Raw genomic sequence first — 12,118 nt, 5'->3', positions numbered from 1 at the left:
CCTAGACCCGATAGCCTGTAAACGAAACTATCGCCAAAGAGCGAAGGCCTGCTGACAGTCTGGCTTTGCAGAAACTCTCAGAATGACTTCACAGAATCAATCGAAAATTTTCCGTTCAGGTGTGCGTAGAGTTGGTTTTTCTCAACATTTGTCGCATAAACAAATTCTCTGAGCGCGACTGCAGTACCCGGAGAGCGCAATTGGCTCTTGATTTCTGACTTTATCGACGTGATGCGTGCCTGCGTATCGCGTTCATGACCCTGCTTGAGCTTCAGGTATTTTCGGGCTGCCCGGTCTAGCAGCATGCTGATGTTCCAATGCGCAGCGATCTTTAGCGTCTGGCTCAGTTCTTCGTTTGTAAACGGCTTCTTGAGGTAGTAGATCGCCCCAAGGTCTTGCGACTTTTTGGCCGTTTTTGGCGAAGCGTAGCCGGTCATCATGGCAATAGCTATTGATGGCATTTTCTTGCGTACCTGCTCGGCAAAGGCAACCCCGTCCATTTTTGCCATGTGTATATCGGTGAGTATGATATTGAAACGGTCACGTTCGAGGTGTATCAGAGCGCTTTCGGCGCTCGAACAATCTTGAACGATATAACCCCATACCTCAGCCATGCGCATAACGAGCGAGCGAATGCTGTATTCGTCGTCGACAACCATCAGCTTCATACCTGAGAACGGAGCGTTGTGAAACATACTGACTAGCGGCAATTGGCGAAGGTTCTGGCAACTCATTTTACGGTCCGGTCAATTTTTGTTGGGCAGATTCCAAAACGAAGTGCGAAAGGGATAAAGTAATGTAAGGCCGCTCCCGGGTTTCGAGGTTGATTTGCGAAAAACGACCACGGAGCCCCCGGATGCGACCCTACGTTCAACTATCAAATGATGAAAGACTGCGTATAGAAGAAAGCCTTGCTGAGGGCCTCAAGGCCAGCCAAATCGCCAGAAATCTTAAGCGACACCCGAGCACTATTTTTCGAGAGATTCGGCGTAATTCAATGCCACGACATTACAGCGCGCGGTGCGCCAGAGACGAGGCGCGAAAGCGCCAGACTAATACCAACGCCGCGAAGGTTACACCAGAGCTTTGGTCAGAGATCGGAGCATCGCTCAAGTCGACGCTGTCACCAGAACAGATCGCAGGCCGCATGCGCCTAGAACGTTTCGACGGTGTCTGCATGCAGACGATTTACAATCATGTGCGCAAGAAATCCGGCACATCGAATTTTTATCGCCTGTGCCTGCGCCGCAAAGGCAAACCATACAAGCGCAAAGTGAGGATTGAGGCTGAAAACAAAGGGTTTTTTCGCATTCACGACCTGCCAGCCGAAGCTTTGACGCGACGCAAACCCGGCTACTGGGAGGGCGATTTGGTCGAGGGTAAAATGGGCACCGGGCAGATTGCAACTTTCGTCGAAAGGCATTCGCGTTACTTGCTCGCGGCGAAACTGGAGCGCAAATTGGTGACACAGTTTAACGCTGCAGCGCGCGACCTATTCGCCGACATCGATAACGAACGGCTGCGGGGTATCATTTACGATCGGGGCACCGAGATGAGTGGCTACCGCGACCTGCAGCAAGTGCTGAACTGCGGCATCTACTTTTGTGACCCCGGCTCGCCATGGCAGAGAGGTACGAACGAAAACACGAACGGCCTGCTGCGCGAGTCTTTTCCCAAAGGCACAGATTTTCGGCGCATCGACCAGGAACAGGTTGACGCAGCGCTTAAATTACTAAATAACCGACCACGCAAGCGGCTGAATTACCGAACCCCGGCCGAGGTCTACTTTCGCAGCCCTATCGCACTTCGTTTTGGAATGTAAGTTGACCGTTCGGCTGGGTCGGGTCTTCGTGCGACTGCCGATGAATAAAAAGAGTACCCGAAAGCGTAATGGGCCTTCGGCAAAAAAGGCACCCAAGAAAATCGTCACCAGGGCGTTCGAGCTGGCGCCTGTTGCGATCGCAACGACAGATATTCAAGGCAAATTCATCGACGCAAATCAGAAATTTCTCGAACTGTCGGGCTTTACGGCGAAAGAAATTCAGAAGTTGAACTTTTCTTATCTGACAGCTTCGGTGAATCGCCACGTAAACCTGCCCGCATTCGAGGCAATGGTCGCAAGCGGGCAGGATATCTACCGAAATGAAAAGCGCTTTCGACGAAAAGACGGCTCGGTTTTCTTGGCGAGACTCACGGCGAACCTTTGCCGTGACCAGAAAGGCAAACCCATTTACTATATTGCGACGTTCGAGCCGGTTTCAGACGGTAAAGATGCTGAAGTCAATCTGAGGCGCATCAATCGTCTTTATAGTATACTCGTTAGGGCCAATGAAACGATATTTCTGAATGCCGACCGTGTCAACCTCATGCAGCGCGTGTGCGACCTGCTTGTACAAGAGGGTGATCTGTGTCTTGCCTACATTGTTCGCCATAGCGCTGAGACCGACCATTTCGCGGCACTCGTCGCATCTGGTGTTTCGCTTTCAGAATTGGCGGCGATCAACCTCGCTGCTTCGAAAGGTGAACACAGCAAAGGGCCGATAGCTATTGCAATAAAGACAGGCAGGCCTGAAGTCAGCAACGATATTGCCTCAGATGTACGCATGAAACCCTGGCGCGAAATCGCCATGCGGAAACAGTGCAAGTCGACGGTGGCTATACCGATTGCCGTCGAACAAAAATGCCATCTGGCGCTTGTTCTTGGCGCAAGAGTCAAAGATTATTTCGGCTACGACGAAGTTGATTTGCTAATGTTGGTCGCCAAAAATCTATCTTTTACTTTTGAAAATATCGCCCGCGATGCTGCGAGCGCTCTGGCAGACCGCCAGTACAAAGAAAGCGAGCAGCGATTTCGTCAATTGGCCGAGCACATCGACGAGGTTTTTTGGCTGCTCGACAGTGCTTCTGATAAGATCATTTATGTGAATTCTGCATTCGAAAAGGTTTGGGCCCGCCCGGTTGAAAGCATATTGAGTACCCGCAAGGTATGGTTAGACAGCATTCATCCCGACGACAAGCTGAGGGTGATGACCGATTTCTTATCACCGAAAATCAATACCAGCTTTGAAATCGAATATCGTATTCTGCGGCCCGACGGCACTGTAAGATGGATTCACGACCGTACCTTTCCGATTCGTAATAAACAAGGCGACGTTCAGCGTGTCGCTGGCATCGCCCGCGATGTGACTGAGCGGCACCAGACCCAAGCCACGTTGGTGAGCGTTCACGACCGACTCTATAGCCTGCTCGAAAATCTTACCGATGGCTATCACGAACTTAACAAGAACTTTGAGTTTGTTTATTGCAATGCGCAGTATGAACGCATGTTTCAAAAAGACCGTAATCTCATTATCGGTAAAAGTATTTGGGATGAATTCACAGGTCTTGCCGAAACGAGTTTTGCGGTTGCGTTGCGACGCGCGATGGAAACGGGCAAAATTGAAATATTCGAAGATTTTTATGCCCCCCTCAAAGCCTGGTACGAAATTCGTATATATCCTTCTGAAAACGGTCTTTCCGTTTTTGTGCGTGATATGACAGACTTGCATGAGCTGTCATTTTCGCTGATGCGCGAAAGGGCCCGACTGGTGCATGCGCAGTCTGTCGCCAAAATCGGCAGCTGGGAAACCAACTTGCAAACCCTCAGGGTCGAATGGTCAGAAGAAACCTATAGCATCTTCGGTATTGATCCGCTCACCTACCAGCCGACGCACACGAGCTTTCTCGAATTCGTTCACCCCGATGACAGAGACGTCGTGGATAATGCGTTTCGTGATTCTTTCGGCTCCAATGGAGCGCAAAAGATTTCACATCGCATTCTCACGCCCGACGGCAGAGAGAAATTTGTCGAAGAGACGTGGGAGGTATTTCGCGATACTGAAGGTCAACCTGTGAAGGCAGTTGGTACGTGCCAGGATATAACCGACAAGCATCTCGCGGCGGCAGAGAAACGCCGACTCGGCGAGCGGCTGATTTCTACCCTCGAGAGCATTACCGATGCATTCATGCTCATTGACCGTAATTGGAACTTTTCATATCTAAACCTGCAGGCTGAAAAGTTGCTGCAGCGCAGACGTTCAGATTTGTTGGGCAAGAATGTCTGGCAGAGCTTTCCCGGCGTCGAAGATGCTGATTTTGGCTATCAATATAAATATGCCATGCGTTCGGGCGAATCCGTTGCATTCGAAAGTTTTTATGAACCACTTCGTATGTGGGTCGAGGTGCGCGCGTTTCCGTCTGACCAGGGACTTGCCGTTTACTTTCGGGATACGGGGGCAGAAGTGGCAGCCCGCCAGAAGCTCGTCGCCAGTGAAGCAAGATTTCGCGAACTCGCTGAGAACATTCAAGAAATCTTCTATGTGCTGAACCCTGAGAACGGGTACATCACGTACATTAGTCCTGCGTATGAAAAGGTTTGGGGTCGAAGGTGCGAAGACCTGTTGGCGAATCCACTGTCTTATCTCGACGCTGTGCACCCCGATGAGCGCAGCCTTGTCGAAACGAGCCTGGCTGACCGGCGTGCAGGCAAAGCAGTCGATATCGAGTATCGCATATTGCGGCCAGATGACGCAGTTCGCTGGATACGTGATTTTTCATATCCTATTTTTGATGAAGCAGGCCGGCTTGATCACATCATCGGCGTATCGCATGATATATCAGAGCGCAAACTGGCCGATCAACGCCTGCGCGAACAGGCTTCGCTTCTCGATAAGGCCAGTGATGCGATTATCGTGCGCGACCTCGACCACCGTATTCGCTACTGGAATAAAGGTGCCGAGAAAATGTATGGATGGGCAGAGCACGAAGTGCTCGGCAAATCCATTCGCGAGTTATTGTATTCAGATTATGCAGCATACGACGCCGCCATTGCCGAAATGATAAAGAACGGCGAATGGAACGGCGATATTGAGCAGCGAACCCGCGATGGAAGGGTCTTGATCGTAGAAGGGCGCTGGACTCTTGTGCGAGACGCCAGAGGCGTACCGCAAAGTGTGCTGGCGATAAACGGTGACGTCACTGAGCGGCGAACGTTTGAAAGGCATTTGCTGAGGGCGCAGCGACTTGAGAGCATCGGCACGTTGGCCGGGGGCATAGCGCATGACTTGAATAATATTCTGACTCCTATTCTGCTGGCGTCTGAAATAATGCGGGGTAACCTTCATGACAAAGATAGTCTCGAGCTGCTCGACACCATTCAGGTCAGCTCGCAGCGAGGCGCCGATATGGTGTCGCAGATTCTGTCATTTGCGCGAGGCAACGACGGAGAAAAAACTACAACGAATATTGAACCGTTGCTCGCAGGCATCGAAAAAATCGTGCGCGACACTTTTCCGAAGAATATCGAGCTAACTGTCGATCTGGATTCGAGAGCAGCAAAAATCGAGGCAGATAGCACGCAGCTGCATCAGGTGTTGCTCAACCTTTGCGTCAACGCTCGCGATGCGATGCCCACGGGCGGGCGCCTGATAATTGCGACCCAGCTCGTCGATGTCGATGAGCATTTTGCTGCCATGGTGCCTGGAGCAACACCCGCAACCTATGTTCTCATCGAGGTGGCCGACACGGGTGTCGGCATGCCCGATTCGGTATTGGAACACATCTTTGACCCTTTCTATACGACCAAAGACGTGGGGCGTGGCACCGGCCTTGGTCTTTCAACTTCGTTGAAAATTATTCAGAATCACAATGGATTTATTCAGGTTGAAAGTATTGCGGGCAAAGGGTCTATATTCAAAGTCTATTTGCCCGTAGGCAAGAAGGCTGCGGAGCCTCAGGTTTCAGCAACGAGCGAACAGGGTATGATTCGTGGTAACGGCGAATTGATTCTTGTGGTCGATGATGAAGAGCCTATTCGCAAGATCACGCAGCAGATGCTTGAAGAATTTGGCTACCGGGTGTGCACTGCCACCGACGGGGCCGACGGACTCGTCAAATATGCCGAACGCCGCAGTGAGATCAGGGTTATACTCAGCGATATGATGATGCCCGCGTTGGATGGCTCATCGTTTATTCAGATCATTCGTAGAATGGACGCGCAGCTGCCCGTGATTATCTCGAGCGGTGTCGCCAACGAAGCCACCCTGACGAAGCTGAGCGAATTGGGAGTGGTTGATTTTTTGCAAAAGCCTTTCACAACTGAAAGATTGCTGAAAGTTCTACAAAGAGCCTGCAGCCATACCCCTAAATTTTAGTTGCATTGCGCAGGGCTTCGAGCAGTTCGTTCGATTTAAACGGTTTTCGCAAGAGCACTTGGCCGCTTTTCAGGGGTACGTCTTGGCCGGCCGTCTCGGGGTTATACCCGGTCGCGAGTATTACTTTGATTCTGGGCGATTCTTGTTGAATGACTTCAGCTAGCTGCCGGCCGTTCAGACCGCCTGGCATGACCAGATCGGTGAAGAGTACGTCTATTCGCTCCGATTCGCGCTTGAAGATATCGAGTGCTTCGGCTCCGTTGCCTGCCGTGAATACACGGTAACCGCTGCGTTCGAGCAGCATTTGCGATAATCTGCGAACTTCAGTTTCATCTTCGACAATGAGCACAGTGCCGTTGCCCGGCAGCGCGTTGACCTTCTGGACAATAGGGGCATTTTCAGCGGTGGGCTGCGCCAAAGGCAGAAGCACGTCGAATCTTGCACCGTTACCGGGAGTCGATTCAACCCTGATACCGCCGCTGTGCTGCTGCACAATGCCAAAAATCACCGGCAGGCCAAGGCCGGTGCCGTGACCGACGCCCTTGGTGGTAAAGAAAGGTTCGAAAAGCCGCGGCATGTGGTCGGGTAGAATACCTGAGCCTGTATCTGTCACTGAAATGCGCGCGTACCAACCTGGCGCGATTTCGGGGGAAACTGCTATCGGTGTCTCGGTGTGCAGTTCGGTACCGGTTGAAATTTCGAGCCGGCCGCCTTCGGGCATTGCATCGCGTGCATTAACGACCAGATTCATGAGAATCTGATCAATCATTCCGGTGTCAGCCACAACAACGAGAGGTTTCTCGTGCAATTGCTTCACGATCTCTATCTGTTCACCGACGACACGCTCAAGCATTTGCATGACATTCTTGATGCTTTCGTTGAGGTCAATTTTTCGCACCTGCATCTCATTTTTTCGCCCGAAAGCAAGCAACTGGCGTGTCAAATGGCTGGCACGCTCGGCCGATTGCTGCAGCCCCAGCAGCAATTGTCTGGTGCCGTCTTGCGCGACGCGGTGCAGAGCCAGATCGATCTGCATCATCATTGCCTGCAGAATGTTATTAAAATCGTGGGCGACGCCTCCCGCGAGCTGACCGATCGCTTCCATCTTTTGCGCCTGCCGCAGCTGGTTTTCCAGTTTCTTCTGTTCAGAAATATCTTCTGCGATACCCACAATGCGGCGCACTTTGCCGTCAGCGTCGGTAATCGGAAAAGCCCGGTCATGAATCCAGCGCAGTGAGCCATCGGGTTTAATAATGCGGTAAACCTCATCATATTGCCCGAGCACCTGTTTAGTCTGGGCTCGCTCGCGTATGCGGTCACGATCATCGGGATGAACTAGGTCAAGCCAACTCAATGGGCTTTCGTAAATCGTGTCGCAGGGTAATCCCCATGTGCGTTCATAGCCCGGGCTGATATAGTGAATCTTTGTCTTTTCGTCGTTGCTGACCCAAAAAACCTCGCGAATATTCTCGACAACTTCGCGAAAGCGCTCTTCACTATGGCGCAGGCTTTCAAGTGCCTTTGCCTGTTCATAGCGAAGGCGCTTCTCGTCGAGTGCGCGCTTCACTGCGCTCGCAAGGCGAAGTGTACTGTCTTTCAGCAGATAGTCTGTGGCACCGAGCAGCATCGACTGCACCGCGATTTCTTCGCCGACGGTACCAGAAACGAGTATAAACGGGATATCGGGTGCAACGGATTTTGCAATTTCGAGAGCACGCATGCCTGAAAAATGAGGCATCGAATAGTCTGAGAAGATAATGTCGGGTACAGTACGCAGGGCTTCGAGGAAATCTGCTTCAGTCTCAACGCGCGGGCCTGAGGGAAGGTAGTCTGCTTCACGCAGACGAGAGAGCAAAAGCTCTGCGTCATTTTCGCTGTCTTCAACTATAATGATGCGCAGCTCATTCATGGCGCTATTGTACCCGTTGATTCAGAACAAGCCAATAAAAGCCCAGTTCTTTTATGACATTGGCAAAATTTTCAAAATTGACCGGTTTGACTATATAGCTATTCACGCCGAGGTTGTAGCTCTCGATCATGTCTCGGTGCTCTTTCGAAGAAGTGAGGATTACGACTGGTATGGTTTTTGTCGCCTCAGTTGCTTTGAGACGCCTTAAAACTTCAAAGCCATCAACTTTGGGCAATTTCAGATCGAGCAGAATTACTTTGGGGTAATGTCCGTTTCGTGCCCCGCCGGTCGCGCTATCTCCGAAGATAAAGTCGAGCGCCTCTTGCCCGTCGCGTGCTACCTGAATTCTATTCGCGATATTCGCTTCGCGAAACGCAAACAGCGCCATTTCGAGGTCGTCTGCATTGTCTTCGACGAGAAGAATTTCCACTTCGTCCATGTTACTTTCTCTCCTCCGTTCGGCCTAATGTAAACCAGAATATTGCACCCTTGCCTTCTTCTGCCTCGGCCCAAACTTTTCCACCGTGACGGTGAATTACCCGCTGCACAATCGCCAGCCCGACACCGGTACCTTCGAATTCATCATCCCGGTGCAATCGCTGAAAAACGCCGAACAACTTGCTCGCATATGCCATGTTGAAGCCGACTCCGTTGTCTTTTATGAAGTAGGCAGTGGCACCATTGTGCTCTTCGCTGCCAATGATGATACTTGCATGTTCGCAATTGCGTGTATATTTTACGGCGTTGCCGATAAGATTTAGCCAGACTTGCCGTAGTAGTTTGGCGTCGCCATAACCCTCAGATATGCTTTTCAATTGTATGTTGACCGACCGACCCTGCGTTAGGGGCGCAATTTCATCGATCGCTGATTGTGCCAGTTTCCCCATATTTATCCGATCGTGGCTCAGGCTCTCACGGCTTAATCTTGAAAAAGTGAGTAAGTCATCGATCAGTTCGCCCATGCGATGGCCTGCGTTGCGAATACGGCGCAGATAGTCGTAGCCGTCTTTTGGCAATAGTTCTCCAAATTTATTCAGAACAATTTCGGCAAAGCCATTGATAGCCCTTAATGGAGAGCGCAGATCGTGCGAGACTGAATAGCTAAATGCCTCAAGCTCTCGGTTGGCTGCCGCAAGTTCTGCAGTGCGTTCAGTTACGCGCTGTTCAAGTTCGGTATTCAGGCGCAGAATCTCATTCTGGGCGTTCTTGAGCAAGGCAATATCGACCCCTGTGCCAATGAGGCACTGTTCACCTTCAAATTCGATAAGTTGGCCGGTAAAATAGTATGGCAGCTTCTTGCCGCTCTTGGTTCTGAACGGTGCCTCAACCGCAGACTCGCCATGTTCAAAAACCTCAGCGATTCGCGACGCCATCAGGTCTTTGTCTGCGTCGTCAAAGAAATCCAAAGGGTGCATCATCGCGATTTCAGCATGGCTGTAGCCAGATATCAGTTCGAAGTTCTTGTTCCAACGCAGAAACTGACCAGATTTGCGGTAAAAATAGATGATTCCCGGCATACTTTCCATCATTGCGCGGGCAAATCTGTTTTCGCGTGAAGCAGCGTTTGCCAGCGCTTTGCGTTCTTCTTCCAGTGAAAAATTCTGTAGCGCAAATGCTACGTCTGTCGCAGCCTCGCTCATCAGCGCAATTTCTTTGTCCCTGAAAAAGTCTTTCTCACCGGCATATGCAACGAGCACGCCAATCGAACCGCCCGCCTCAATGGGAAACGCCGCCTTCGATCTGAAGCCGTTCTCGAGAATTTTCTCGCGCCAGATCATGAGCGATGGTTCGGCGAGCATGTCATTGCAGACCTGGGGTTGAGCCTGTTTAAACGCGCTGCTGACGGGCACAGAACCCTGCGGCGAATTGTCGGTGCGGATTTCAATGGCATCGAGATAGCCATTCTGATCGCCAAAAACGGCGGCTGGCACGATGCGTTCATTTTTCGCATCAGGCCAGCCGATCCATGCCATCTTTAGGCCCGCATCGTTGACGAAAGTTTCACACACTTTATCGAAGAGAGCCTGGCGGTTGTCGATTCTCACAATCGCCTGATTAACCTGGCTAAGGGCCGAGTAGAGGCGCTTTAGCCGATGGGCTTCGTTTGTCTGCCTGATGCGTTCTGTAATATCGATCGAGAGCAAGAAGACGCCTTCGGGAATCGGAGACGCCCGAACTTCGAACCATCCCACTGACCCATCTTGAAAATGAAAGTCGAGTTCTTGATGAAATGCTTCACGTTGCTGCAGGGCGAGATCAATCTTGCGGTAAAGATCTGTTTGATCTATTCCTGGCCAACAATCGGCCATCTTGCGACCGAGCAGGTCACTGTTGGGTCGCCGGTTGTGCCGTGCGGCCGCGGCGTTGAGGTACAGGTACTTCCAATCGAAGTCGAGAATCTGACAGCCCTCGAGCAGGTTGTCGAGAGTTGAACGGTAACCCGGCTCAGACAGTTCGCTTTGCTGCACCATAACACCTGTCGGTGACCCATTGCATTGTAAATGGGATTTCTTAATTTTCGCCTATACCTTTTAGGGTATATGAGGTTAATCGCCCTTTCTCCCGGATTATTTGTCTTGCCTGCCTGACGCCGCTGATTGAGCGTGTGCGATGGCTCGTATACTGATCGTCGACGATGATGCCAAAATTACGCAGATGCTCGAACTGTGCCTTAGGCCCAAAAATCACGAAATCGTGATTGCGGCAGACGGTCAAATTGCTTTGAAGAAGGCGCTTGAAAAGAAGCCGCAGCTTATCATTGCCGATATCATGATGCCCAACATGGATGGCCCGACTTTCATCAGTAATTTATGGGAAGAGCTGAACGACCGATCGATACCCGTAATTTTTCTCTCGGGTCTGATCAGCAAAGCCGAACAAAAAGCGCAGAATGAATTATTCGGAAATCAATTTTTTCTGGCGAAACCATTTTCAGCCGCCGAGCTAAACGTGCTGGTCGAACGCGCCTTGGCATAAGATAGAAACCCCGACAGCCTAAGGCGCGGCCGGGGTTTCGTGCGCTATGGCAAATCTTTAAACCCGCCGGCGTTAATCACCGAAGAATAGCCTGCAGATTCGAGTGCCTGCTTCGCGCGGCTGCTGCGCACACCCGATGCGCAATAGACCACGATCGGCTGCGACTTGGCACCAAATTCTTTCAGGCGTGATTCGACCTGGTCGACCGGTATGTTCACTGCACGCGGGTGGTGTCCGTTGGCAAACTCACCGGGTGTGCGCACATCGACAACGAGCGCTTTGCCATCTAACAGCTCTTTCACCCGTGACTGCGCCGCTGGTGCTATTGTCGCCGCAGGGGTGCCTACTTCTTTATTGCAAGAAACGGAAGCAGCTGCGACTACGGCGAGTAGAATGAGTTTCTTCATGAACTCCTCACTTTGCTGCCTTGCACGTTGAAAGACCGAATGGCAGATACATCGGGCACCAGCCAATGAGGCTAGTCGCGAAAAAAGCGACTGCAACCACGCCGAGCACGAGGGCTACAGTGCCTGAAATCAGGTTGAGCCCATAGAGCACACCTATTGCGACGGCCGCCACCAGGCGAATGATACGATCTGCATTTCCCATATTCTTTTTCATTATAGCTCCTTAAAGAGAATCATCGGGCCGGGGCGTTGCCCGGCCCGATGTAAACAATATAAAAAAGTTGCCACCCCCTGTCAAATATTATACCATACCCAGTATGGGATATGCAGCAGATGCAGAGTCGCGTGAAAAACTCGGCCACCGCCTGAACCGTGTGATTGGCCAATTGCAGAGCCTGCAGAAGCGCGTCGTCGCCGGCGGCTCAGATTGTGTGGCTGATATTCAGCAGATTAAAGCCGCAAACAACGCGCTCTGGAAAGTCGCAGAGGCATATCTAGAGATACACTTAAGCGAATGCATGCGACAGAAGAAGCCCGCGGCAGAGATTGAAAAAAATCTGCAGTCGGTCATTCGCGCGACATTCACAATGTAATTAAAGAAGGATTTCAAAAATGACAGACCCGATCAGACTGAT

10 protein-coding genes are annotated in these 12,118 nt (G+C 51.3%); 4 read left to right on the top strand and 6 right to left on the bottom strand.

Annotated elements, in window-relative coordinates; genetic code table 11:
* Positions 1-77: 77 nt before the first annotated feature.
* Positions 78-695 carry a response regulator gene (locus tag TURPA_RS05580; RefSeq protein ID WP_041948330.1) on the bottom strand — a complete coding sequence of 206 codons (618 nt, stop codon included), beginning with the start codon at positions 693-695 and terminating at the stop codon, positions 78-80.
* Between the two features lie 161 nt (positions 696-856).
* Here TURPA_RS05580 and TURPA_RS05575 point away from each other — a divergent pair, with 161 nt between their 5' ends.
* On the top strand, positions 857-1,822 hold the full coding sequence (locus TURPA_RS05575) for an IS30 family transposase (protein WP_014801511.1): 966 nt from the start codon (positions 857-859) through the stop codon (positions 1,820-1,822).
* 40 nt (positions 1,823-1,862) lie between these two features.
* The gene (locus tag TURPA_RS21510) at positions 1,863-6,191 is read left to right on the top strand and encodes a PAS domain S-box protein (RefSeq protein WP_014802312.1); all 4,329 of its coding nucleotides are present in this window, start codon (positions 1,863-1,865) and stop codon (positions 6,189-6,191) included.
* Here the strand turns inward: TURPA_RS21510 and TURPA_RS05565 are convergent.
* Genes TURPA_RS05565 through TURPA_RS21505 form a run of 3 tightly spaced genes read right to left on the bottom strand, consistent with a single transcriptional unit; the run spans position 6,181 to position 10,571 of the window.
* The gene (locus TURPA_RS05565) at positions 6,181-8,100 is read right to left on the bottom strand and encodes a response regulator (RefSeq protein WP_014802311.1); all 1,920 of its coding nucleotides are present in this window, start codon (positions 8,098-8,100) and stop codon (positions 6,181-6,183) included. The genes TURPA_RS21510 and TURPA_RS05565 overlap by 11 nt on opposite strands.
* A gap of 4 nt (positions 8,101-8,104) precedes the next feature.
* Positions 8,105-8,539, bottom strand: coding sequence for a response regulator (locus TURPA_RS05560; protein WP_014802310.1), 435 nt, complete (start codon positions 8,537-8,539; stop codon positions 8,105-8,107).
* Between the two features lies 1 nt (position 8,540).
* A complete protein-coding gene (locus TURPA_RS21505) occupies positions 8,541-10,571 on the bottom strand; it encodes a PAS domain S-box protein (protein ID WP_014802309.1) in 2,031 nt (676 codons plus the stop codon).
* A gap of 139 nt (positions 10,572-10,710) precedes the next feature.
* On the opposite strand from TURPA_RS21505, the gene TURPA_RS05550 reads away from it, so the two are divergent.
* Positions 10,711-11,076 (top strand): response regulator, encoded by a 366-nt coding sequence (locus TURPA_RS05550; RefSeq protein WP_014802308.1) that lies wholly within the window; start codon positions 10,711-10,713, stop codon positions 11,074-11,076.
* A 44-nt stretch (positions 11,077-11,120) separates the two neighbouring features.
* Here the strand turns inward: TURPA_RS05550 and TURPA_RS05545 are convergent, their stop codons facing one another.
* Positions 11,121-11,483 carry a rhodanese-like domain-containing protein gene (locus TURPA_RS05545; protein ID WP_014802307.1) on the bottom strand — a complete coding sequence of 121 codons (363 nt, stop codon included), beginning with the start codon at positions 11,481-11,483 and terminating at the stop codon, positions 11,121-11,123.
* 7 nt (positions 11,484-11,490) lie between these two features.
* On the bottom strand, positions 11,491-11,697 hold the full coding sequence (locus tag TURPA_RS05540) for a YgaP family membrane protein (protein WP_014802306.1): 207 nt from the start codon (positions 11,695-11,697) through the stop codon (positions 11,491-11,493).
* A 103-nt stretch (positions 11,698-11,800) separates the two neighbouring features.
* Between TURPA_RS05540 and TURPA_RS05535 the strand changes: the two genes are divergently transcribed.
* Positions 11,801-12,076 (top strand): metal-sensitive transcriptional regulator, encoded by a 276-nt coding sequence (locus TURPA_RS05535; protein ID WP_014802305.1) that lies wholly within the window; start codon positions 11,801-11,803, stop codon positions 12,074-12,076.
* Positions 12,077-12,118: the final 42 nt, after the last annotated feature.

The sequence above is a fragment of the Turneriella parva DSM 21527 genome, from assembly GCF_000266885.1.
Taxonomy (GTDB): Bacteria; Spirochaetota; Leptospiria; order Turneriellales; family Turneriellaceae; genus Turneriella; species Turneriella parva.
Note: the sequence above shows the minus strand (reverse complement) of the source record. Positions and strands in the feature narration are given on the sequence as shown.